The 22,378-nt window shown below is 63.5% G+C and carries 18 protein-coding genes and 3 pseudogenes; 10 read left to right on the top strand and 11 right to left on the bottom strand.

Annotated elements, in window-relative coordinates; translation table 11 throughout:
* The first annotated feature begins 153 nt into the window (after window positions 1-153).
* Window positions 154-1,059, top strand: a complete 906-nt coding sequence (locus BLR13_RS25990; RefSeq protein WP_074817989.1) for an ABC transporter substrate-binding protein — start codon at window positions 154-156, stop codon at window positions 1,057-1,059.
* Between the two features lie 250 nt (window positions 1,060-1,309).
* Here the strand turns inward: BLR13_RS25990 and BLR13_RS25985 are convergent, their stop codons facing one another.
* Window positions 1,310-1,474 carry a Flp family type IVb pilin gene (locus BLR13_RS25985; RefSeq protein ID WP_074817990.1) on the bottom strand — a complete coding sequence of 55 codons (165 nt, stop codon included), beginning with the start codon at window positions 1,472-1,474 and terminating at the stop codon, window positions 1,310-1,312.
* A gap of 212 nt (window positions 1,475-1,686) precedes the next feature.
* Between BLR13_RS25985 and BLR13_RS25980 the strand changes: the two genes are divergently transcribed.
* Window positions 1,687-2,580, top strand: coding sequence for a 50S ribosomal protein L11 methyltransferase (locus tag BLR13_RS25980; RefSeq protein WP_074831107.1), 894 nt, complete (start codon window positions 1,687-1,689; stop codon window positions 2,578-2,580).
* A 76-nt stretch (window positions 2,581-2,656) separates the two neighbouring features.
* Here BLR13_RS25980 and BLR13_RS25975 read toward each other — a convergent pair whose 3' ends face one another.
* Entirely contained in the window at window positions 2,657-2,845 is a 189-nt protein-coding gene (locus BLR13_RS25975) for a hypothetical protein (protein WP_074817992.1), read from the bottom strand.
* 188 nt (window positions 2,846-3,033) lie between these two features.
* Here BLR13_RS25975 and BLR13_RS25970 point away from each other — a divergent pair, with 188 nt between their 5' ends.
* On the top strand, window positions 3,034-4,869 hold the full coding sequence (locus BLR13_RS25970) for an aminopeptidase P family protein (RefSeq protein ID WP_074817993.1): 1,836 nt from the start codon (window positions 3,034-3,036) through the stop codon (window positions 4,867-4,869).
* Window positions 4,870-4,977: 108 nt separating this feature from the next.
* Here the strand turns inward: BLR13_RS25970 and BLR13_RS42620 are convergent.
* Window positions 4,978-5,829: pseudogene (locus tag BLR13_RS42620) on the bottom strand (DDE-type integrase/transposase/recombinase); the annotation flags it as partial.
* A gap of 299 nt (window positions 5,830-6,128) precedes the next feature.
* Here BLR13_RS42620 and BLR13_RS25960 point away from each other — a divergent pair.
* The 5 genes and pseudogenes from BLR13_RS25960 to BLR13_RS25945 form a co-directional block, all read left to right on the top strand.
* Window positions 6,129-7,412, top strand: a complete 1,284-nt coding sequence (locus tag BLR13_RS25960) for a multidrug effflux MFS transporter (protein ID WP_074817995.1) — start codon at window positions 6,129-6,131, stop codon at window positions 7,410-7,412.
* 254 nt (window positions 7,413-7,666) lie between these two features.
* A complete protein-coding gene (locus BLR13_RS25955) occupies window positions 7,667-8,047 on the top strand; it encodes a hypothetical protein (RefSeq protein WP_074817998.1) in 381 nt (126 codons plus the stop codon).
* Between the two features lie 110 nt (window positions 8,048-8,157).
* Window positions 8,158-9,120 carry an IS110 family transposase gene (locus BLR13_RS25950; RefSeq protein WP_091976312.1) on the top strand — a complete coding sequence of 321 codons (963 nt, stop codon included), beginning with the start codon at window positions 8,158-8,160 and terminating at the stop codon, window positions 9,118-9,120.
* Window positions 9,121-9,420: 300 nt separating this feature from the next.
* Window positions 9,421-10,083, top strand: a pseudogene (locus BLR13_RS41850) (GAF domain-containing protein); the annotation flags it as partial.
* 54 nt (window positions 10,084-10,137) lie between these two features.
* A pseudogene (locus BLR13_RS25945) lies at window positions 10,138-10,989 on the top strand (sensor histidine kinase); the annotation flags it as partial.
* A gap of 17 nt (window positions 10,990-11,006) precedes the next feature.
* On the opposite strand, the gene BLR13_RS25940 reads toward BLR13_RS25945, so the two are convergent.
* Together BLR13_RS25940 and BLR13_RS25935 are read right to left on the bottom strand one after the other, a co-directional pair.
* The gene (locus BLR13_RS25940) at window positions 11,007-12,209 is read right to left on the bottom strand and encodes a radical SAM protein (RefSeq protein WP_074818001.1); all 1,203 of its coding nucleotides are present in this window, start codon (window positions 12,207-12,209) and stop codon (window positions 11,007-11,009) included.
* A 36-nt stretch (window positions 12,210-12,245) separates the two neighbouring features.
* Entirely contained in the window at window positions 12,246-12,497 is a 252-nt protein-coding gene (locus tag BLR13_RS25935) for a hypothetical protein (RefSeq protein ID WP_074818003.1), read from the bottom strand.
* A gap of 302 nt (window positions 12,498-12,799) precedes the next feature.
* On the opposite strand from BLR13_RS25935, the gene BLR13_RS25930 reads away from it, so the two are divergent.
* Entirely contained in the window at window positions 12,800-13,150 is a 351-nt protein-coding gene (locus BLR13_RS25930; RefSeq protein WP_074831109.1) for a hypothetical protein, read from the top strand.
* A gap of 130 nt (window positions 13,151-13,280) precedes the next feature.
* Here the strand turns inward: BLR13_RS25930 and ligA are convergent, their stop codons facing one another.
* On the bottom strand, window positions 13,281-15,455 hold the full coding sequence (gene ligA / locus BLR13_RS25925; RefSeq protein ID WP_433994230.1) for an NAD-dependent DNA ligase LigA: 2,175 nt from the start codon (window positions 15,453-15,455) through the stop codon (window positions 13,281-13,283).
* Window positions 15,456-15,556: 101 nt separating this feature from the next.
* On the opposite strand from ligA, the gene BLR13_RS25920 reads away from it, so the two are divergent.
* Window positions 15,557-15,844, top strand: a complete 288-nt coding sequence (locus tag BLR13_RS25920) for a GIY-YIG nuclease family protein (RefSeq protein WP_074831110.1) — start codon at window positions 15,557-15,559, stop codon at window positions 15,842-15,844.
* 108 nt (window positions 15,845-15,952) lie between these two features.
* Here the strand turns inward: BLR13_RS25920 and recN are convergent, their stop codons facing one another.
* From recN to ftsZ, 5 genes are all read right to left on the bottom strand, one after another.
* Window positions 15,953-17,626 carry a DNA repair protein RecN gene (gene recN, locus BLR13_RS25915; RefSeq protein WP_074818007.1) on the bottom strand — a complete coding sequence of 558 codons (1,674 nt, stop codon included), beginning with the start codon at window positions 17,624-17,626 and terminating at the stop codon, window positions 15,953-15,955.
* A gap of 13 nt (window positions 17,627-17,639) precedes the next feature.
* Entirely contained in the window at window positions 17,640-18,551 is a 912-nt protein-coding gene (locus BLR13_RS25910; RefSeq protein ID WP_074818009.1) for an outer membrane protein assembly factor BamD, read from the bottom strand.
* Between the two features lie 286 nt (window positions 18,552-18,837).
* Complete coding sequence (locus tag BLR13_RS25905) at window positions 18,838-19,020, bottom strand: hypothetical protein (protein ID WP_074818011.1); 183 nt, start codon at window positions 19,018-19,020, stop codon at window positions 18,838-18,840.
* Window positions 19,021-19,232: 212 nt separating this feature from the next.
* Window positions 19,233-20,192 (bottom strand): UDP-3-O-acyl-N-acetylglucosamine deacetylase, encoded by a 960-nt coding sequence (gene lpxC / locus BLR13_RS25900; protein WP_074818013.1) that lies wholly within the window; start codon window positions 20,190-20,192, stop codon window positions 19,233-19,235.
* A gap of 350 nt (window positions 20,193-20,542) precedes the next feature.
* The gene (gene ftsZ, locus BLR13_RS25895) at window positions 20,543-22,327 is read right to left on the bottom strand and encodes a cell division protein FtsZ (RefSeq protein ID WP_074818015.1); all 1,785 of its coding nucleotides are present in this window, start codon (window positions 22,325-22,327) and stop codon (window positions 20,543-20,545) included.
* Window positions 22,328-22,378 lie beyond the last annotated feature (51 nt).

Here is a 22,378-nt window from a genome sequence, read left to right as displayed (position 1 = left end):
AATCGCCCTTTCGTCGATCCGATCTCAGGCGATATAGTCTTTCAAAGCTAGCAGGACCGAATGCGAAGGCGCGATTTCATAGCGATACTTGGCGGCGCAGCAACGGCGTGGCCGTTCGGAGCGCGAGCTCAACGAGAATCGGGCACCCGGCGCGTGCCGCGTGTCGGCTTTGTGGGGCTGGCTTCGTCCGCCGTAGACGACAGAGCCATTTTACCGTTTCGAGAAGTCCTCAAAACACTCGGCTACACCGAGGGCAGCACGATCATCCTTGAAACTCGCAACGCGGACGGCGACGTCAACCGTGGTCACGCCCTGATCGCCGAATTGGTGGCCCTGCCGGTCGACGTCTTCCTTTCGCCGGGCCCTGCGGTGTCTCGCGCCCTTGTTCGCAAGACCGATATCCCCGTGGTCGCGGTCGCGCTGCCGGCCACGCAAAGCGAGCCCGGGTTGTTTTCAAGCCTCGCCCATCCCGGCGGCAGCCTGACCGGCTTCTCGGCCTTTGGCGAAGAGATGTCCGCCAAGCGCATCGAGATGCTGAAGGAGATTCTACCTGGCCTGAAGACCCTGGGCGTGATGCACAATGCAACCGACCCGATGTTCCGCGCCTGGGGCGAGCGGACCATGGAGGACGCACGCAAACAGGGGATCGAACCGGTACAACTGGGGCTGGATCCGTCGCAAACCGCGCCGGTCGCCGAGCAGTTTCGCAAGCTCGCCGACAAGGGCGGCACCGCCATGATCGTGATCCGCGACTTCCTGACGGCCGCGCTCGGGGATGACATCTGCAAGGCCGGGCTGAATGGCCGCATCGCCGTCATAGGCGAGTACGGCGACATCGCCCGGGCCGGCGCCCTGTTCAGCTATGGCGCGGACCTTGGCGACCTGTTCCGCCGCGCTGCCGGCTATGTCGACCGCATCCTGAAAGGCGAGAAGCCCGGTGATCTGCCGATTCAGCTCCCGACCAAATTCGAGTTGAACGTGAACCTCAGGACCGCCCGCGCGCTGGGGCTGACCATTCCGCCAAGCCTGCTGGTCCTCGCCGATCAGGTGATCGAATAGGGATCGAATAGGGTCTTGGCCCGGCCGGCACTGCGCGGGCGGCTGTGGATGATCCCGGGGATGGAGTGTGGAAAAGCGCTCGAAGACGCTGTGGACAAGGCGGTAGCAGGGGCGGGAAAGCCGGCGCGAGAGCCTGGGGAGCCTTGGTGTATAAGCCTGTGAATAACCCCTGTATGAGCGGCCGACAGGCTGTCAGCAAGAGACCGGGCGCTGCCGCGTCCGGTCTCTGGAATGTCTCGAAATGATGCGTTTATTTCAGTGAGGTGCTGATGCTGTCAAAGGTTGTGCTCAGCGAGGTGCCGACGCCTTTGACGGCGGTGATGATGGCAATGGCGATGCCGGCTGCAATCAGGCCATACTCGATGGCCGTGGCACCGGATTCGTTCTTGAGGAAAGACAAAATGAGCGACTTCATGGCTGGTTCCGACCTCGGTTTTTTGTGCCTCGGAACAGAGGGTTCCCTAAGTTCCGCACGTGAAACTACGGCCAGAAATCTAAGGTTGCTATAACGGCGCACATGTAACTTTTCGGGATATTGCGAAATGAAATTTGCTCAAATTTGAGACAAACGGCCTGCTTGGGTTCCCTCCCGGTTCCATCTCGGTTCCACTTTTTTTCGGTTTTCCAATGACTTACACCACCCCTCCCACCCATCGCGCCGGCTTTGCGATCGGGGACGAATCCACCGCCAAACGCGTGGTCGACGTCCTCACTGAAATTTTTTTTGAAGGCCAAGCCGCAATCGCCGCGTTCGAGCGGCCGGAGGGGCGCTGGGACGTTACGGCCTATTTCGCCGATCCGCCCGACCAGGTTTTGGTGCGCGAACTCGTGGCCAACGCCGCCGGTGCCGAGGCCGCAGGCGGCATCGTTTTCGACACGGTCGAAGCCAGGGACTGGGTCAAGGCAACCCTGGAAGATCTGGTCCCGGTCCCGGCCGGCCGCTTCGTCGTCCACGGCCAGCACGACCGCGACCGCATCGCGCCCAACAAGCTCGGCATCGAGATCGAGGCGGCGCTGGCGTTCGGCACCGGCCATCACGGCACCACGCGGGGCTGCCTGCTGCTGCTCGACCATGTGCTGAAGGCCTGGCGTCCGCGGCGCGTGCTCGATCTCGGCACCGGCACCGGCGTGCTGGCGATTGCTGCGGCCAAGGCGCTGCAGGAGGGCGTTCTGGCGAGCGATATCGACCCGCTCTCGGTTGTTGTCGCACGCGAGAATGCGCGGGCGAACCGGACCGGCCATCTCGTGCAGATGATCCACGCCACCGGATTCGCTGCACCCGAATTCGCGCAACGCGGTCCGTTCGACCTGGTGCTGGCGAACATCCTCGCCAACCCGCTACGGCAATTGGCGACGCCGATGGCGCGGCATCTGGCGCCGTCGGCGCTGGTGATCCTGTCGGGCCTGCTGACGCATCAGGCGCCCGCCGTCATCGCCGCGTACCGTGCCCGGGGACTGGTCCCGCTGCGGCATCTGCGCATCGATGGCTGGAGCAGCCTGCTGCTGCGCCGTGTCAAATGACTGCGCCGGGCCTAAACGAAACGGGTCCGGCATGAACCGGACCCGCACGTTCGCAGATGATGAAATTGGCCTCCCGCTAATCGGGAGGTCGGTGGGGATTGCGGGCGAGCACGCTTTTATCATCGGGCACGCCGCGCTTGACGCGGGCCTCGACAAACCGGTCCAGCATCTGGACGATGACCCCACGCTGCTTCTTGTTCGCAATCGGCGGAATCGGAGCGCGGTGGACCGGCGGCGAAATCTTCTCAAACGTGAAAGCAGGCATCGTGTATCCCCTCTTCGTTGAGTTGAGACACTCCTGGAGCCCCCCTGTACCCTAGACGAACGGCTTGCACCGCAACCCGTTCCGTCCGATCTAACGCGGACCACAAAATTCAAGCATAGATTATGCCAGATCGAGTTGATCTGGATCGGATTGCGGACCGCTCCCCCCACCCCTAGAGTGTTCAGGCCATGTTCGAAGCCCATTTCCAGACATTCGAAGAGCCCGAAAGCGGCGTGGCGCTGAGCGCGCGGCTGGCCGCCTTCCGCGAGGAGCTGGCGCGCCGGAAGCTGACGGGATTCGTGATTCCCCGCGCCGATCAGCAGCAGAATGAATATGTAGCGCCCTCGGAAGAGCGGCTGGCCTGGCTGACCGGCTTCACCGGCTCGGCCGGCCTTGCCATCGCCCTCGCCCATGAGGCGGCGGTATTCGTCGACGGCCGATACACGTTGCAGGCCGCCAAACAGGTCGACCGCAAGGCCTGGCATATCGAACCGCTGGTCGATCCGCCGCCGGAACACTGGCTGGGGCGGCACCTTTCGGCCGGCGACCGCCTCGGTTTTGACCCTTGGCTGCACACTTCGGCGGCAGCCGAACGCCTCGCCGCCGCCTGCGCCAAGGCCGGCGCGGAACTGGTGGCGGTGGAGACCAACCCGCTCGACCAGGTCTGGACCGAGCGACCGGCCCCGCCGCTCGGCCCGGTCGCCATCCACGGCACGCAGTTTTCCGGCGAGATCGAAGCCGAGAAGCTCAAGCGGATCCGGCTGGAGATCAACAAGCTCGGCGTCGATGCGCTGGTACTGTCGGACAGTCACGCGGTGGCCTGGACCTTCAACATCCGCGGCGCCGACGTCTCGCATACGCCGCTGCCCCTGTCCTATGCGCTGGTGCCGAAGGAAGGCCGCCCCACCGTGTTCGTCGATCACCGCAAGCTGTCGAACCTGTCGCGCCATCATCTCGAACAGTCCGCCGACGTCCGCGACCCCGAGGCGCTGACGCCGGCGCTGATGGAGCTCGCCAGACGCGGCGCGGCCATCGCGCTCGACACCGCCACCGCGGCCGATGCGCTGAGCCGCCTGATTGCGGCCGCCGGCGGCAAGCCGGTGCGCGGCAACGATCCGGTCAGCCTGTTGAAGGCGGTGAAGAACCTCACCGAGATCGAGGGCACACGCACCGCGCACCAGCGCGACGCGGTGGCGCTGGTGCGGTTCCTCGCCTGGATCGACCGCGAGGCGCCCTCGGGCGCGCTGACCGAAATCGACACCGTCGAGGCGCTGGAAACCTTTCGCCGCCAGACCTGCGCGCTGAAGGATGTTTCTTTCCCCACCATCGCCGGTACCGGGCCGAACGGCGCCATCGTGCATTACCGCGTCACCCGCAAGAGCAACCGGCGGATTGTCTCCGGCGATCTGCTGCTGATCGATTCCGGCGCGCAATATGAAGACGGCACCACCGACGTCACCCGCACCATCGCGATCGGCGAACCGACCGAAGAGATGCGCGACCGTTTCACCCGCGTGCTGCGCGGCCATATCGCGATTGCGCGCGCGGTTTTCCCCGACGGCACCACCGGCGCGCAACTCGACAGTTTCGCGCGGCAACATCTCTGGCAGGCCGGCCTCGATTTCGAACACGGCACCGGCCACGGCGTCGGCAGCTATCTGTCGGTCCACGAAGGCCCGGCGCGGATTTCGAAACTCGGCACCACGCCGCTGAAGCGCGGCATGATCCTGTCGAACGAGCCCGGCTACTACAAGACCGACGCCTACGGCATCCGGATCGAGAACCTGGAACTCGTCGTCGGCGCCGATATCGTCGGTGCCGAGAAGCCGGTGAACGCCTTCGAGACGCTGACCCTGGCGCCGATCGATCGCCGCCTGATCGACGTGGCGATGTTGAGCCCGACGGAACTGAAATGGCTCAACGACTACCACAGCCGCGTTAACCGCGAGGTGCGCCCGCATCTCGACGACAACGCGACGAAGCTGTGGCTGGATGAAGCGACGGCGGCGCTGTTGGTGATTTAGGGATCTGTCGTCCCCTGCGAAGGTGTTTGGTCCCGGAAGATTGGTGAGGGCCTGGATGGGGGCCTTGTATCCAAGGCATTTGAGGCGGGTTCGATTGTAATCGTGGACGAACTTGCCGAGGAAGGCGTCGCGATCGGCATGGTCGGCGAATGTGCGGCGGGCGCTGCCGCGCTTTTCCTCGCGGCCGATGGCTTCGGCGATGCGGCGATTGAAGCGCTCGACCAAACCGTTGGTCTGCGGGTGGTAGGGCTTGGTCAGGCGATGGTCGATGCCGTGTTGCTTGCAGAGCCGATCAAAGGGATGACTGCCGGAAGGCCGACCGGGCGGCTTGTTCTTCTTGTCGACGGCGAAACGGTCGGTGAACTCGGCGCCATTGTCGGTCAGGATGGTGTGAACATCATGCGGGAAGTGGGCCAGGAAGCGCTGGAGGAAGCCGGCCGCAGTCTCGCTGTCCCGCCTGGAGTGGATCTCGACATAGACGTAGCGAGTGGCGCGATCGATGGCGACAAAGGCATAACTCGTGCGACGCTGCAGGGCCGGCAGATGCTTGAGGTCGATATGGATGAACCCAACACTGGCGGTCTCGAAGACGCCGGCCTTTGGCTTGTCCGGCTTGGGACGCCGACTAATCCCATTTCGCTGCAGACAGCGGTGGATGGCGCTGCGGGATAGCTTGGCATTAATGCAGCGCTGCATCACCTCGACGATGTCATCCAGCGGCAATTGCAGCGACGTCCGCAGCTCGCAAACCGCCCTCTCTTCCACAGCCGACAGGCTGGTCGTCAGGTTGCGCGGCTGATGCGAGCGGTCCGCGACCGTCGTTCGTCCGCGCCAGCGACGAATGGTGGTCTCGCTAACCCCGAGTTCCGCGGCCAATTGGACGACTGATTTCCTGCTGCGCTGGATGTAGCCGCGCGTCTTTGGCGTCGTCGTAGCATTGGCGTGCAGGTTCAGTTCCATGACTCGAGGCGCTCCCTGATAAAGGCCACGCCTCGTTCTACACCGATTCCGTCCAACCAATCTTCCGGGACCAAACACGAAGGCAGGGGACCCAGTACGCCGCGGCCTATCGATCTGAATCACTACTGCCTCTGGAATACTGGATCACCCGCCTTCGCGGGTGATGACATCGGCATATGTTGCGCAGGGCGAAACATCGTCCCTCGCCTCCCCAAATCAGCATACCCGCATGCCGAAACGGCCGTATTCGCCCACGGCGATAACGCTACAGTTCTGACCACACAGAGGATCAGACCTGAATGCATGGCGTGATGGGCCAGCCGCCTGGCGCTACGACGGAGGCAGGCGGCCCCGCGAATTCCCGGACCATGCTGCTGCTGCTCGTCCTGATGACGGGCGTGGCGCCGATCTCGCTGTACATGCTGGTGCCGGCGCTGCCGGTACTGGCGACCACGTTCGGCCGCGACATCTCCGTCGCACAGATGACGGTGTCGCTCTTTATGGTCGGCATCGCCTGCTCGCAGATCATCATGGGACCGTTGTCCGACCGGTTCGGCCGCCGCCCGGTGCTGCTGGGCGGCATCGGCCTGATGGTCGCCGCCAGTGCGGCCTGCATTTTCGCCGAGACGCTGCCACAACTGATCGCCGCCCGCTTCCTGCAGGCGCTCGGCGGCGCTTCCGGCATGGTGGTGAGCCGCGCCATCATCCGCGATCTCTACAGCCGCGACCGCATCTCTTCCATGATCAGCCTCGTCATCGCGGTCATGATGATCGCGCAGATGCTGTCGCCGCTGACCGGCGGCCTGTTGGAAACCGCGTTCGGCTGGCGCGCGATCTTCTATCTGATCACCGCGGCGTCGCTGACGATCACGATCATGATCGCATTCATGCTGCCGGAAACCCGCCGCAACCGCATCGACGGCTCCAGCTTTCGCGGCGACGTCGGCAGCCTGATCCGAAGCCGCGCCTTCATCGGCTATGTGCTGTGCCAGGTGCTGGCGTCGCAGATCATCTTCGCCTTTGCCGGCGGCGGGCCCTACATCGTGGTGACGCAGATGGGCCGCAACAGCGCCGAATATGGCGCGTGGTTTGCGACCACGGCATTTGCCTATCTGGTCGGCAATCTGTTCTGCGTGCGTTTCGCGCCGCGCCACGCGCTGGAACGGCTGATCTGGTTCGGACTGGCGCTGCAGCTCGGCGGCAGCCTGCTCAACGTCGTCTGGAGCGTCACCGGGATCAACCAGGCGCCGTCGATCCTGTTCGGCACCCAGATGATCGTGATGGTCGCCAATGCCTTCGTGATGGCGAATTCCGCGGCCGGCGCCATCAGCGTCCGCCCCGAAGCCGCCGGCACCGCCTCCGGCGCCATGGGATTCCTGCAACAGGGCGTAGGCGCCCTGGTCTCGCAATTCGGCGCCTATCTTGGCGGCCACTCCACCACCACGCTGCCGCTGACGGCCGCGATCTTCGTCATCTCGATCGCCTGCGCCTCGACCATGATCTTCATCGTGCCGCGACGGACCGTGATCGTCAGCGAGGCGTTGATCGAGCAGGCGGAGGAGGAAGAGTCGGGGATGCTGTAGAGCCATCGTTTCTCGCCTTGCTTCACCCTCCCCTGGAGGGGGAGGGTCGGCGAGCATGAAGCGAAGCGCAATGCTCGACGGGGTGGGGTGATCTCTCCACTCGGGCACTGTTCGCGACGTCGACCCACGAGCGAGCTTCGCTCGTCTCGGACCCCACCAGGGGAGGGTAAGCGTCTGCATTCTCGCGGCGCGGTGCGCCCGGAGTTTTGCAAGAAAACCTTGCCCTCGAAATCAGAGGGCGCAGGGAAGACCGGATGCGCGCTGCACCCGCGGTCTCGCGTGCAATGTGCATCAAGGAATGCTGCACACGAGCATACAGGTTCAGCGGAGAACACCCGGCCTTCCCTGCGCAATGGCTTTACGGCTTATACGAGATCGTCCTGGTGACCGGCTTTCTTGCCACCATCATCAGCTTCAGCTTTCGCTTCCGCCAACTTGACGCCAGCACCGGGGCGTCGGACCCAAACGATTTCGCCGTACGCAAGTGCCGCGCTCGTCAGTCGCTGCCTCACGTCCACCGCTCCCCGCCCCTCGTTCGCGACGATGGCCAACGCCCCTTGTGTCGGCAAAAACTGGCAGAATGTGCGAACGGGCGGTTGAAGCAGAACCGCCCGTTGCTGGAACTGAGCCCGTAACGCCCCAAAGCGGCAGAGCCTGTATGAGAGCGAGGGACAGCTCCGGTGTCTTCCTCAACCCGAACAGTTGCAAGGGCCGTTGAGCCCGTACCGAGCAAGGAAGGGAGTGGATGATGGCACAAAATGGTCTCGTTGTCGTCGGCATCGATGTAGCAAAGGACAAGGTCGATGCGTGCATTCGCGAGTTGGCGCTGCGGCAGACGTATCCGAGCACTGCCCAGGGTCATCGCAAGCTGGTTGCCTGGCTTCGCAAGCACAAGGTGAACAGGGCGGTGATGGAGGCCAGCGGCGGCTATGAGCGCGATTGGGGGAAGGTGCTCCGTCTGGCCGGCATCGCCGTACGGATCGTCGACCCCAAGCGAGTCCGCAGCTTTGCGCAGTCGGCCGGACGCCTGGCCAAGAACGATACGATTGATGCAGAGATGATCGCTTGGTTCGCAGAGACGTTCAGCGAGGCGCCGGGCCAAGTGCACGATGCCGCGCGCGAAGAGCTGCAGGCGCTGGTGAAAGCTCGTCTCAATCTGGTCGATCTCAAGATACGACTGGAAGCTCAAAACGAGCATGCTGCACCAGGACAGGCTCGGAAAGCGCGGACCCGTATCTTGAAGAGCTTGCTCGAGGAAATTGCCAAGCTCGAAGTCGCGATCTCGGCCCAGGTCAGGGCCACACCTCATCTTGCCGAACGCGCCGAGATCGTCGAGAGCGTGCCGGGCTTTGCCGAAACGAGCTCAGCGAACCTCATTGCTGGAATGCCGGAGCTTGGCCAAGTGAGCGACGAGATCGCCGCGGCGTTGTTAGGCGTTGCCCCTTATGACGATGATAGCGGAAAGCGCCGCGGCGAACGCCACATCAAGGGCGGCCGCCGTTGGGTCCGAAACGCCCTCTACATGCCGTGCCTCGGCGCGGCCACACAGAACAATCCTGTCTTCAAGGCCTACTATCAACGGCTACTTGCCAAGGGGAAGGAGCCGAAGGTTGCGCTCGTCGCCTGCATGCGAAAGCTGATCATCATCCTCAACACAATGATCGCACGCCGGCAGAAATGGGATCCCAGCCGTTACGCACTGAATTGAGCGAGCGCACTTCACCGCGCTCGGTCCTCGACCGAGCGCATGCCTAGCCAACAGACCGGGGAGCGGACGGCGTCAAGGCCGTAAGCCGCCGAAGGCGGGGGCGCGCCTCGCGCCAGCCTTGAGGCCAGCCGATCACCGGTCTACTTCAGCACAGTTGCTCTGGTGGGACAGGATGGCGGGAGTTGAACGACTGATTTGCCCGACGGCGCCAGCGATTTATTTTTTTGCGAAGGGCTGGACCCATATCCGGGGGTGATTTGCCCGTCGGACAGTCTACGGGTTGGGCGGTGCAGCCCCCAGATGCCGGCCGCGAACCCATTTCCCATGGCCAGTTCGTCCGCTACGATATCCCGAATCATAGCCTGGCTCGACTCGGGGGAGGCAATGAAAGCAGCCGGCGGACCCAACAAATCGCGGAGCCGCAAGACGACGACGCGAAAGCCCAGCGTTGCGCCCAAAACTGCGCGCGTGTCTCGGCCTGCAAAAATCAGCGGTTCTGCGAAGGCCGACGCTGAACGGCTTGCCCGCGAACTCGGGGAGGCCAGGGAGCGGCAGGCCGCGACGGCCGAGGTGCTGACCCTGATTGCGGACGCGCCAACGGATTTGCAGCCGGTGTTCGACCGGATCGTCAAGAACGCCGCACGGCTCTGTCAGAGCGTGTTGAGCGCCGTCTATCGCCGCGACGGCGAGCAGGTCCACCTGGTCGCGCACGACAAGTTCTCTCCGGAATCGGTGGCGGCGGTGCGGAAGGCCTACCCTGCCCCGCTCGCCAGCAAGAACCTGATCTCGGTCGCGCTGCGCGAGCGCCGGGTCGTGCACGAGCCCGATGTGCTGATCTCGGGCGGATACAGCGACCTGCAGCGAACTTCCGGCTATCGCAGCATCCTCGTCGTGCCGATGCTGCGCGACGATGTCGCGATCGGCGCGATCGCGGTGATGCGGCTCGAACCGCAGCTGTTTCCGAAGACGCAGGTCGAACTGCTGCGGACCTTTGCCGGTCAGGCGGTGATCGCGATCGAGAATACGCGGCTGTTCGCCGAGGTGCAGGAGCGCACCCAGCAACTGACGCAATCGCTCGACGACCTCCGCGCCGCGCAGGACAGTCTGGTGCAGACCGAGAAGCTCGCCGCGCTGGGACGGCTGGTGGCTGGTGTTGCGCACGAGATCAACACCCCGATCGGCACCAGCCTGACGGTTGCCTCGACGCTGATCGAAAAGACCGATCGATTTGAAGCCGTTGTCGCCTCGGGCGACGTGCGCCGCTCGACCCTGACTGAATTCGTCGCCGCGAACCGGGAAGCGGCATCGCAAGTCATGATCAACCTCAATCATGCCATCGACCTGATCCAGTCGTTCAAGCAGGTGGCGACCGATCGCAACATTTCAGACCGCAGGGCTTTCGATCTCGGCGAGGTCACCGAACAGGTCGTCAAGGGACTGCGGTTCAGCCTGCGCAGAGACCTTGTGGTCGACGTCGAATGCGAAGGCGATCTGGCGATGAACAGCTATCCCGGGCCCTACGGCCAGGTGATCACCAACCTGGTTCTCAATTCCGCGGTGCATGCCTTTCCCGATGGCGAACGCGGATCCGTCCACATTGCGGCGCAAGCGTCGGGCAAGAACAACATCGAAGTACTGTTTTCCGACGACGGCTGCGGCATGAGCCCGGAGGTCAGGCGCCAGGTGTTCGACCCGTTTTTCACGACCCGGCGCGACCACGGCAGCACCGGCCTCGGACTGCACATCGTCCACAACATCGTGACCAATCGTCTGGGTGGCCGGATCCAGCTGGAGACCAGGCCCGGCGCGGGCACGAAAATCCGGATCGTGGTGCCGCGCGAGGCTCCGCCGGAGCTTGCCGCGCAATGACGCGTAACGGAACCCGATTAACCTGCTACGCGCCCCGCCAGCGCGTCCCGCACGCCGAGACGTTCCCCGTCCGGCTTGCTGACGTAAAGGTGGCTTTCAAGCACGGACTGCATGTTCTCGAACATCGAATAGAGGTCGTCGCAATAGACTGACGGATTGTCATATCCGTTCTTCCTGGAGAAGCGATGCGGAAGATAGCCGCCGCCGCAGGCGTTCATGAACTTGCACTGCTGACATTTCCCGGAAAGCTGGATGGAAGCATCACGCGCGGCTTTCCAGCGGGGCTCGTTCCTGACGTCGTCGATCGCATGCTCGAAAATGTTGAACTTCGTGGTCGTGAATCCGTCGCCGGCAATCCGCAGCACATCATGCGCCTCGACCGAACCGTCAGTCATGACCGTGCAGAGTTCGATGGGTTTGTAGCCGACGCCCTCGGTCGGCGAATTGTTGCCGAGCATGGCGGTGATCATGTCGGCAATGATCCGGATATTCACCGTGGGCTTGCTGCGGTTGGCCTCCAGCCACAGATCGAACAGCCCCTTGTAGAACGAACCAACGGATGCGGGGGTCTCATCCACCGTCGCATCAGGGATCATGATGTCGTAGTTGGCAATTCCGCAACTCGCGAAAAATTCGACGTATTCCTTTGGCGGGTAAGCGGGATTGCAGACGGCCAGCGCGCTCATGGCGATGTCGCGTGACGCCAGCATCCGGGCGGCTCGCTCTGCCGCGGCGTGGGTGCCGGTGCCTTGAAACGTTTTCCGGTGCAGGTCGTGAATATGTTCCGGACCGTCCAGGCTGATCGCGACCTGGATGTTGCGAGCCTCAAAACAGTTCAGCCACTCATCGTCGATCAACACGCCATTGGTGGTCACCGCGATGGGTATGTCGCAGCCCGTTCGTGACGTTATGCCTTCGCACGCCGCCGCAATGCGGTGAAAATTATCGATTCCCCACAGCAGGGGCTCGCCGCCATGCAGAATGATGGGAAAATCGATCAGGGAATGCCTGGCGACGTGCTCTTCGATGCGCTGCAACAACTGAAGCAGCACCTCAGAACTCATCAGCTTCGGCTTGTCATAAACCGACGCGTCGCGGAACCAGTAGCAATAAGAGCAGTCGATGTTGCATCTCGAAGCAACCTTGACCAACAGCTGCGAGATTGGCTGCTCCTGGAAGCCCAAAGCATCTGGCAAAGCATCTTGAGCGTCAGCCGACATGCCGATACCGGGTGGGGACACCACTACGAAGCAGACCTAGTAACGGATAAAGCCGCCCCTGCGGAACCCGCCACCACCGCCGTATCCCGCTCTGCGAAAGCCGCCGCCGTAGCCTCCGCCTCGAAGGAAACCGCCGCGCCGAAAATAGACCTGGGTCGGCTCTGCAGCATTTTGCCCGCGCAGATCACTCAGCAACGCGTCGATGCCCTGGTGATCGCTCTGGATTGTTGCGCCCGGTCCATGCAATTGCAGGATAGTCGAGAGAACCTTCAGCGTCGTAATCGGCATGTTGTGGTCCTTTTTGCGATGCAACCAAGGAGCGAACGAAAGGCCGGTATCCGAAAAAGCCGAGTGACTGAGATCTTATACCCATTTTATTGCAGCGACAATGTGTCGGCGCAATCCTGGAGATCTGACGGATCGCGCCCGGACGCAATCGGCTTACAGCGGCATCATAGGGAGCGGGAATGCCCATTGAATCATTTGCAAAATCATTTTCATCTGGCAGGACAACGCGATCGTCATGCCGCGCGAAGCGCCGTTGGAGCTTGCCGCGGAATGACGTGTAATGGGGCTCAATCCTGGACATGATGGCTGAAGAAGACGACCCGACCGACGAGATTTCACAGCTTGAAGCACGGCTCGAGGCGCTTGCCGAGCGCGCCGAACGCTGCCGGAAGATCATCATGGTGTCGAAGACAGCGATCGCTGCCGGCGCCCTCTTGCTGCTGGTGATGATGCTCGGCCTGTTCGGGTCCGGCGCCACCGCTGCCCTCGGATCGATCGCTGCGGTGCTGGGCGGTATCGTGTCGCTCGGATCGAACACTAGCACCTTGCAACAGACCACAGCCGCCATCAACGCCGCCGAGGCTCATCGTTCGGAGCTGATCGGCAGGATCGACCTGAGACTGGTCAGTGACGGGCCGAGGAAGCTGAATTAGTCGTCATTGCGAGAAGCGCAGCGACGAAGCAATCCATTCTTTCTTTACGCCGTGCGATGGATTGCTTCCGCCTTCGCTCGTTGAGCTTCGGCGAACAAGTCGCTTCGCTCGCAATGACGAAAGTAAACGGCTACTCCCCGATCAGCTGCAGCCAGTCGTCTTCGGTCAGCACCGCCACGCCGAGCTCGCGCGCCTTGGCGAGCTTGGAGCCGGCGTCCTCGCCGGCGACGACATAGTCGGTTTTCTTCGACACCGAGCCTGCGACCTTGGCGCCGAGGCGCTCGGCCACCGCCTTGGCTTCGTCGCGGGTGAACTTGGTCAGCGAGCCCGTGAACACCACGGTTTTGTCCGACACCGGCGAGCTCTTCTTCGGCTGCTCGGCCGGCTTCACCTCGATCTCGCGCAGGAGTTCGCCCAGCGCCTTGACGTTGCGCGGCTCGGCGAAGAATTCGACCACCGCATCGGCGACGATCTCGCCGATGCCGCCGATATTGTTGAGATCCTGATAGGCCTCGGTCTCGTTTTCCTCGGCCTCAGCTCCCTTGGCGGCGGCCAGCATCGCGTCGCGGAAATTCTCGATGGTGCCGTAATGCCGCGCCAGCAGTTTGGCGTTGCCCTCGCCGACGTGGCGGATGCCGAGCGCGAAGATCAGCCGGTGCAGCTCGATGCTGCGACGGGCGTCGATCGCCGCAAAGAGATTACGCACCGAGGTCTCGCCATAACCCTCGCGCTGCATCAGCTTGCTGGAAGAACGCGCATCGCGCTTTTGCAGCGTGAAGATATCGACCGGCGACATCACCAGGCCATCCTCGTAGAATTCCTGAATCTGCTTGTCGCCGAGGCCGTCGATATCGAACGCCAGCCGGGAGACGAAATGCTTCAGCCGCTCCGTCGCCTGCGCCGGGCAGATCATCGCGCCGGTGCAGCGGCGCACCGCCTCATCCTCCTCGCGGACGGCATGACTGCCGCACACCGGGCAGACCTCGGGAAACTTGTACGGCTTCGCGTTGGCCGGCCGCTTGTCCAGCACCACGTTGGCGATCTGCGGAATCACGTCGCCGGCGCGTTGCACCACCACGGTGTCGCCGACGCGAATATCGACGCCATCGCGGATCGGGCCACCGTCGTTGCCGATCCCCTTGATGTAATCCTCATTGTGCAGCGTGGCGTTCTGCACCACGACACCGCCGACCGTGACCGGCGCAAGCCGCGCCACCGGCGTCAGCGCGCCGGTGCGGCCGACCTGGATGTCGATGCCGTTGAGGACGGTCGTCGCCTGCTCCGCCGCGAACTTGTGCGCGATCGCCCAGCGCGGGCTGCGCGACACGAAGCCGAGGCGGTCCTGCCAGTCGAGACGGTCGACCTTGTAGACCACGCCGTCGATATCGTAGCCGAGCGAGGCGCGGTCGTCGCCGATCTTGCGGTAGAACTTCAAGACATCGTCGATGCTCTTGCACAGTTTGGTGCGCGGATTGACGGCAAAGCCTGCTTTGTCCATCCACTCCAGCATGCCGTGCTGGGTATCGGCCGGCCGCTCGCTCATCTCGCCCCAGGTATAGGCAAAGAACTTCAGCGGCCTGGATGCTGTGATCGAGACGTCCTTCTGGCGCAGCGAGCCCGCCGCCGAATTGCGCGGATTGGCGAACACCGTCTCGTCGGCTTCGGCCTGCCTCCAGTTCAGCTCAAGAAAATCCTTCTTGAGCATGTAGACTTCGCCGCGCATCTCGCAGGCGGCCGGAATGTTACGGCCCTTCAGCGCGTGCGGAATATCCTTGATGGTGCGGACATTGGCGGTGACATCCTCGCCGGTAAACCCGTCGCCGCGGGTTGCCGCGCGCACCAGCTCGCCGTTCTCGTAGCGCAGCGACAGCGACAACCCGTCGATCTTGGGTTCGGCGGTGATCGCAGGCATCTCGTCGGCGTCGAGCTTGAGGAAACGCCGGATGCGCTCGACGAACTCGGTGACATCCTCGTCGCTGAAAGCATTGCCGAGCGACAGCATGGGAACGACATGCTGCACCTTGGCGAAACCGCGCGCCGGCGCGGCGCCGACCTTCTGTGTCGGCGAATCCTTGCTAACGAGATCGGGAAATTTCACCTCGATCGCTTCCAGCCGCTGACGCAACGCGTCGTAGGCCGCATCCGATACGGTCGGCGCGTCCTTCTGGTAATAGCGTTCGTTGTGCGCCTCGATCTCGAGCGCCAGCCGCATGTGCTCCACCTTGGCCTGCGGCTTGGTGAGCTTGGCGACGTCGGGAAGAACGGCTTTCCTGGATTTGACCATCATGCAACTATGAATTGTCATTCCGGGGCGTGCGAAGCACGAACCCGGAATCTCGAGATTCCGGGTCTGGTCCTTCGGACCATCCCGGAATGACACCGTTTGAAAATCCGACGATAAAAGTCATGTCCTACTATGTCTACATCCTGGCGAGCCGAAAGGACGGAGCGACCTATATCGGCGTAACGAACGACCTTGTGCGCCGGATTTACGAGCACCGCACCAAGGCCGTCCCCGGCTTCTCATCCAGGTACAATATCACACGGCTGGTTTGGTTCGAAATCTACGACGATCCGGTTTCCGCAATTTCCCGCGAAAAAGAACTAAAGAAATGGAAGCGGGCGTGGAAGGTCCAGTTGATCGAGGCGCAGAATCCGGCGTGGGATGATTTGTACGAGTCGATCTGCCAATGAGTCCGTCCATAACTAAGGCTGTCATTCCGGGGCGTGCGAAGCACGAACCCGGGATCTCGAGATTCCGGGTTCGATGCTGCGCATCGCCCCGGAATGACGTTGAGAGAGTTACGCCGTCGCGGCCTTCAGCAGCCGGTCCGCCGCGGCCCTTGCCTCGGCGGTGATCTCGGCGCCGGCCAGCATGCGGGCGATTTCCTCGCGGCGGAGGTCGGCAGCGAGCGCATTGACGCGGGTGGCGACGCGCTTTCCCTTGTCGAGCGCGTCCTTGGAAATCAGTAGATGCTGGCTGGCGCGGGCCGCGACCTGCGGCGCGTGCGTCACCGCCATCACCTGAACCTTGCCGGCCAGCCGCGCCAGCCGGGCGCCGATGGCATCCGCCACCGCGCCGCCGACGCCGGTATCGATTTCGTCGAACACCAGCGTGGGCGCCGAACCCCGATCGGACAGCACCACCTTGAGCGCCAGCAGGAATCGCGACAGTTCGCCACCGGACGCGACTTTCATCATCGGGCCCGGCTTGGTGCCGGGATTGGTCTGCACCCAGAACTCGACGCGATCGATGCCCTGCGGCCCCGGCGCGTTGGCGTCGCTCTCGACCTGCGTCATGAATTTGGCGCGTTCGAGTTTCAGCGGCGCCAGCTCGGCGTTGACGGCCTTGTTGAGTTTTTCGGCGGATTTGGTCCGCGCCGCGGAGAGCTTGGCAGCCGCGGCACCGTAGAGCTTGTCGGCCTCGGCCGCCGCCGCTTCCAGTTTCTTCAACTGGCCGGCGCCGGCATCGATCAGCGCCACGTCGGCAGCGTATTTCGCAGCCAGCGCTGCGAGGCCATCGACCGGCGTCGAATATTTGCGCGAGGCCGCGCGCAGCGCGAACAGCCGCTCCTCGATGCGTTCCAGTTCCGCCGGATCGAAATCGGCGGCGGCCAAAGCGGCGTTGAGGTGCTGTTCGGCCTCTTCCAGCGCATTGATGGCGATATCGATCGCCTTCACCGCCGGTTCGACCAGATGCGGCAGATTGCCGGCGCGGCGTTCGAGCCGGCGAACCGCGGCGGCCAGCGCCGGCACCGGCGAATGATTGCCGCCGACCGCCTCTTGCGCCTCGCGCAAATCGCTGGCGATCTTCTCGCCCTGCATCATCGTGGTGCGGCGTTCGGCCAGCGCGCTCTCCTCGCCGTCCTTTGGCCGCAGCGCCTTCAACTCGTCCGAGGCGTGGCGCAGGTAATCCGCCTCGCGCGCCGCGCGCTCCATGCTGGCGCGATGCGCCTCAAGCACCGTGTTGGCGGAGCGCCGCGCCTCCCAGAGCGTCTCCAGGGCGCTGACCTCCTTCTCGAGGCCTGCGAAGGCGTCGAGCAACTGGCGGTGCGTCGAGGCATCGACCAGCGCGCGCTCGTCATGCTGGCCGTGGATCTCGACCAGCGCCGCGCCGACCGCCTTCAGGGTCTGCACAGAGATCGACTGGTCGTTGATGAAGGCGCGGGTGCGGCCGTCGGCAAGCTGGACGCGGCGCAGAATCATTTCACCGGTATCGTCGAGGCCGTTCTCGGAAAGAATCTTTGCCGCCGGATGGTCCTTGGGCACATCGAAGGTCGCGGTGACCTGGCCCTGCTCCGCGCCATGGCGAACCAAACCCTGATCGCCGCGGCCGCCGAGCGCCAGCGCGAACGCATCGAGCAGGATGGATTTGCCCGCGCCGGTTTCGCCGGTCAGCACCGCGAGGCCACGGGAAAACTCTATATCGAGCCGTTCGATCAGGACGATGTCACGGATCGACAGACGGGCCAGCATGCCAAGTAAATTCCTAGCCGAGACCTATCTTCTTGAAGGCCCTGGAAATGTAGGAACCCTGATTCTCGCTCGGCTCGAGACCACCGGACTTTACAAGATTATAGGCGTCCTTGTACCAGCGGCTGTCAGGAAAATTGTGCCCAAGTACCGCGGCGGCGGTCTGCGCCTCGCCGACGATGCCGATCGCCATATAGGCCTCGGTGAGCCGGGCCAGCGCCTCCTCGACATGCCGCGTGGTCTGATAGCGGGTGACCACGGTCTTGAAACGGTTGATGGCAGCGGGATAGTCGTGCTTTTCGAGGTAGTAGCGGCCGACGTCCATTTCCTTGCCGGCGAGCTGGTCGCGCGCGCCTTCCAGCTTGGCCTTGGCGGAGGTGGCGTATTCCGAGGTCGGATACTTGCGAATCACCTCTTCCAGCGCCGCGATCGCCTTCTCGGTGCGGCCCTGGTCGCGGGAAACATCCGGAATCTGGTCGTAATGCGACGCCGCGATCAGATACTGCGCGTAAGCCGAATCGGGGCTGCCGGGATGCAGCGTGACGTAACGGGTCGCGGCGCCGATGCAATTGTCATAGTCGCCGGAATTGTAGAACGCATAGGCCGACATCAGCAGCGATTTGCGCGCCCAGTCGGAATAAGGATGCTGACGATCGACTTCCTCGAATTTCTTCGACGCCGCCTTGTTATCCTTGCGCTGGTTCATCAGGAACAAGCCCTCATTGTAGAGCTTGTCCGCGGGTTCCTCGACGAAGGTGTCGTCCTTGGCGGTGAACTTGTCCCACAGCGCGCCGGTGCCGCATCCGCTCAAGGGGATGGCCAGCGCGATCAATCCCGCCGCCAGCCGCAACGAGCGGGCCAAGGACCCGTCGAAGCCAAAATAGCCGGATGATTTGCGTGGTTCGAGCGTCATACGCTGTGCCGACATGAAGTTAAGACCTGACGCCTCTGGTGCGGTCGCATTTGTTGCGGTCGATGGTGATGCGGCGGCTATCCGCCCGCCCGTCCATGAACCGCGGTCATGGACGCCTATTCCCCAAGCCCAACTCTTCAAAGGCCTCGCGGCGCGAGATGGCGCAACCGCAAGGCCTGTGTAGCCGAAAAACAATCGTTAACCAACCGAATACGGGGCCAATTCGCCCGGATTAAGGCGGCAGGACCGCATCGTTACCAATTGTGGTTACTACGGAAAACGCGCCAGCCACGTCAGATCGTCACAGGGCGCCGCGGGGCGGCAAAAGCGCCAGCACAATCGATGGAATCGGAAAGAACAGCGCGCCCAGCAGGAACCAGGGGCGCCGGGCGCGCCCGCGTCGCTCCGCGTATTTGGCGCTGAAACGCCCGCACCAAACCATGACGGCGATAATGACGACATTGAAAATGATCGAGGCGAGCATGGCGGGGCTCCTGTCGATGCGTCCGGTGGAGCATACCGGATCGGGCGCGCGGGCGCCCCTCACGAAGCCGAAAGTCAGGGAATCAGAGAATCGAAAGTCAGGACATTTCCAAGCCGAAAGTCAGGACATTGCGAAGGCGCAAGTCGGGACATTTCGAAGTCGAAAGTCAGGACATTGCGAAGGCGCAAGTCAGGACATTTCGAAGTCGAAAGTCAGGACACGTCCGGGCCGTAGGCCGGGGCGATCATGCCGCCCACCATGCCGGCACCTGCCTCGGCATGACTGCGGGAACGGCGCGCCGGTTCGGCTTCGACCACTCGCCAGGCACTGTGATCGGCCAGCAGGGCCGTCAGCACGGCGTGATTGAGCTTGTGGCCGCCACGCACCGAGCGATAGACGCCTTGCAGCGGCAGACCGGCCAGCGCGAGATCGCCGATCACGTCGAGCACCTTGTGACGGACGCATTCGTCGGCGTAGCGCAGGCCTTCGGCGTTGTGCAGCCGGGCTTCGTCGAACACCACCGTATTCTCAAAGGACGCGCCGCGCGCGAAACCGGCGTTCCAGAGCCGCGCCACTTCGTTCATGAAGCCGAAGGTGCGGGCGCGCGAAACATCGCGGCGGAAGCTTTCGGGACAGAGATCGAACGCAAAATTCTGGTGGCCGATCGCGGGATTGGCGAAGTTGATTTCGACCTCGGCGCGGAACCCGCTGGCATGGGGGCGCAACTCGCCAAAACTGTCGCCGATCACAACCTGCACCGGCTTCAGCACCTGGATGAAACGGCGGGTTGCGGACTGGGTGACGATGCCGGCTTGATCGATGGCGGCGACGAAAGCGGCCGCACTGCCGTCCATGATCGGAACTTCGGGACCATCGACTTCGATGATGGCGTTGTCGACGCCCATGCCGCGCAAGGCCGCGAGCACATGTTCGGCGGTGGAAACCAGCGGACCGTCGCTATCGCCGAGAACGGTCGCGAGGTCGGTGGCGATCACGGATCCCGCGACCGCCGGAACTTCGCGGTCGGCATCTTCAAGACCGGTGCGGACAAAAATAAAACCTGCATCGATGGGTGCAGGTCCAATGGTGAGATTAACAGCCAGACCGGAATGTACGCCGACGCCAGTCACGGTGGCTTGCGACCGAAGCGTGGTTTGACGGCTGAATTTCATACGATAACTGCCCACTACCCGACTTAACCCAAGACTGGAACCACGCTTGCACGCTGATTCGAAGTTTAGGCATCCCCAAGTCACGGCAGACCATAGTCACAGCCTGAAAGCGCGCCAACTCACGCTTTTTTACCGATTGTTACCCTATCTCTGCCGCATTCGCGCCAAGGCTTAGACAAATTCCGAACCGGTTGGACACCATTCTGGCTGCCCCATCTGATCAGGAATACATAATTAATGATTTAAAATCAGGTGGTTGGCTACCCAGCCACGCCTCGTCGCGACACCCAAGAAAAAGGCCCCGGCTGGATCAGCCGGGGCCTTTCGGGTCGTCAGAATTGTAACAATCTTCAGTTGGCCTGCCGGCGCAGGAAGGCCGGGATATCAAGATGGTCGTCGCCCTGTGGCGCCGGTGCAACAGGTGCCGGGCGGCCGTGGGTGTCCAAACCTTGCGGTGCGGGACGTCGCGCATACTCGGATACCGGCTCGTTCCCCATCTGCTGGGAGACGGTGCGCTGCGGCTTGCGCTCGGGGAGCGGCGGCAACGGCGACATCGAAGGACCGGAGGCGCGGGCCGCGATCGGCGGCTCGGTCTCTTCGTCACGGCGGCCGAGGCCGACATTGGCCAGCCGCTGCAGCAGCGACAGCCGGGTCTTCTGGGGATGGTCTTCCTCGGCGTCGCCGCGGGCCTGCCGGATTTCGGCCTGCGCCGGCATCGGAAGGTCCTCGAACTTCGGCATCCTGGGGGTGCGGACCGGCGCACGTTCGGCCGCCTGCGGGATGAAGGTATCAGGCATCACCGGCTCCTCGGTCTCGGCGCGGGGCGCGTCGTGATGGTCCGGGAACAGGGTCGGCTTCTGGGCGATCGGGCGAACCGTGACGTCGCCATAGGACGCGGACTGCAGCGGCGCCTGCTGCGGCGCTTCGGGGGCTGCGACGGCGGCGGCAATGGCGGCCAATGCGGCGCGCTCGACATTGCTGGACTGGCGCTGCTGGACCGGTGCGGGAGCTGCGACCTGAGCCGCGGGTTCGAGCTTCTGGGCACGTTCGGCCATCCGGGCATTGTCGGCGCGCAGCCGCGCGGTCAGTTCGGCCAGGCGGCTATCGGGGGCCGAGGTCACTGCGGTGGCGACGGCCGGCGCGGCCGGCGTCGCGTTGCGGGCGATCAGCGCCTGTTCGATGCCGGTGGCGACGACCGAGACGCGGATGATGCCGTCGAGCGATTCGTCGAAGGTGGCGCCGACGATGATGTTGGCGTCCTGGTCGACTTCCTCGCGAATCCGCGTCGCGGCTTCGTCGACTTCGAACAGGGTCAGGTCCTTGCCGCCGGTGATCGAGATCAAGAGGCCACGCGCACCCTTCATCGAGCTATCGTCGATCAGCGGGTTGGCGATCGCGGCTTCCGCCGCGGTCAGCGCGCGCTTCTCGCCGGTGGCTTCGCCGGTGCCCATCATCGCCTTGCCCATCTCCCTCATCACCGCCCTCACGTCGGCGAAGTCGAGGTTGATCAGGCCTTCCTTGACCATCAGGTCGGTGATGCAGGCGACGCCCGAATAGAGCACCTGGTCGGCCATCGCGAAGGCGTCGGCGAAAGTGGTCTTTTCGTTGGCGACCCGGAACAGGTTCTGGTTCGGGATGATCAAGAGCGTGTCGACCACCTTGTGCAGTTCGGCAATGCCGGCCTCGGCGGTGCGCATGCGGCGCTGGCCTTCGAAGTGGAACGGTTTGGTCACCACGCCGACGGTGAGGATGCCCATGTCGCGCGCGGTCTTGGCGATGACGGGGGCCGCGCCGGTGCCGGTGCCGCCGCCCATGCCGGCGGTGACGAACACCATGTTGGCGCCGGTGAGATGGTCGCGGAGTTCATCGATGACCTCCTGGGCCGCGGCCGCACCGACATCGGGCTGCGATCCGGCGCCGAGGCCTTGCGTGACCTGCGTGCCCATCTGCACGATGCGCTGGGCCTTCGACATGGTCAGCGCCTGCGCGTCGGTATTGGCGACGACGAAATCGACGCCCTGCAACCCGGCAGTGATCATGTTGTTGACGGCATTGCCGCCTGCGCCACCGACGCCGAAGACGGTGATCCGCGGTTTCAGCTCGCTGATGTCAGGGGGGGTCAGATTGAGTGCCATGGTTGCCTCTCGATTACGACGCGCGCGTTGGTTCGCCCCGGCCGGCGGCCG

The sequence above is a fragment of the Bradyrhizobium ottawaense genome, from assembly GCF_900099825.1.
In the GTDB taxonomy this organism is placed as follows: domain Bacteria; phylum Pseudomonadota; class Alphaproteobacteria; order Rhizobiales; family Xanthobacteraceae; genus Bradyrhizobium; species Bradyrhizobium ottawaense_A.
The sequence above is the reverse complement of the archived record's forward strand: the minus strand, read 5'-3'. Positions and strand labels throughout refer to the sequence as shown.

Coding starts and splice junctions, on each gene's coding strand:
- BLR13_RS25985 (WP_074817990.1), bottom strand. CDS start 1,474: ATGAAGTCGCTCATTTTGTCTTTCCTCAAGAACGAATCCGGTGCCACG.
- BLR13_RS25980 (WP_074831107.1), top strand. CDS start 1,687: ATGACTTACACCACCCCTCCCACCCATCGCGCCGGCTTTGCGATCGGG.
- BLR13_RS25975 (WP_074817992.1), bottom strand. CDS start 2,845: ATGCCTGCTTTCACGTTTGAGAAGATTTCGCCGCCGGTCCACCGCGCT.
- BLR13_RS25970 (WP_074817993.1), top strand. CDS start 3,034: ATGTTCGAAGCCCATTTCCAGACATTCGAAGAGCCCGAAAGCGGCGTG.
- BLR13_RS25960 (WP_074817995.1), top strand. CDS start 6,129: ATGCATGGCGTGATGGGCCAGCCGCCTGGCGCTACGACGGAGGCAGGC.
- BLR13_RS25955 (WP_074817998.1), top strand. CDS start 7,667: ATGCGCGCTGCACCCGCGGTCTCGCGTGCAATGTGCATCAAGGAATGC.
- BLR13_RS25950 (WP_091976312.1), top strand. CDS start 8,158: ATGATGGCACAAAATGGTCTCGTTGTCGTCGGCATCGATGTAGCAAAG.
- BLR13_RS25940 (WP_074818001.1), bottom strand. CDS start 12,209: ATGTCGGCTGACGCTCAAGATGCTTTGCCAGATGCTTTGGGCTTCCAG.
- BLR13_RS25935 (WP_074818003.1), bottom strand. CDS start 12,497: ATGCCGATTACGACGCTGAAGGTTCTCTCGACTATCCTGCAATTGCAT.
- BLR13_RS25930 (WP_074831109.1), top strand. CDS start 12,800: ATGGCTGAAGAAGACGACCCGACCGACGAGATTTCACAGCTTGAAGCA.
- ligA (WP_433994230.1), bottom strand. CDS start 15,455: ATGACAATTCATAGTTGCATGATGGTCAAATCCAGGAAAGCCGTTCTT.
- BLR13_RS25920 (WP_074831110.1), top strand. CDS start 15,557: ATGTCCTACTATGTCTACATCCTGGCGAGCCGAAAGGACGGAGCGACC.
- recN (WP_074818007.1), bottom strand. CDS start 17,626: ATGCTGGCCCGTCTGTCGATCCGTGACATCGTCCTGATCGAACGGCTC.
- BLR13_RS25910 (WP_074818009.1), bottom strand. CDS start 18,551: ATGTCGGCACAGCGTATGACGCTCGAACCACGCAAATCATCCGGCTAT.
- BLR13_RS25905 (WP_074818011.1), bottom strand. CDS start 19,020: ATGCTCGCCTCGATCATTTTCAATGTCGTCATTATCGCCGTCATGGTT.
- lpxC (WP_074818013.1), bottom strand. CDS start 20,192: ATGAAATTCAGCCGTCAAACCACGCTTCGGTCGCAAGCCACCGTGACT.
- ftsZ (WP_074818015.1), bottom strand. CDS start 22,327: ATGGCACTCAATCTGACCCCCCCTGACATCAGCGAGCTGAAACCGCGG.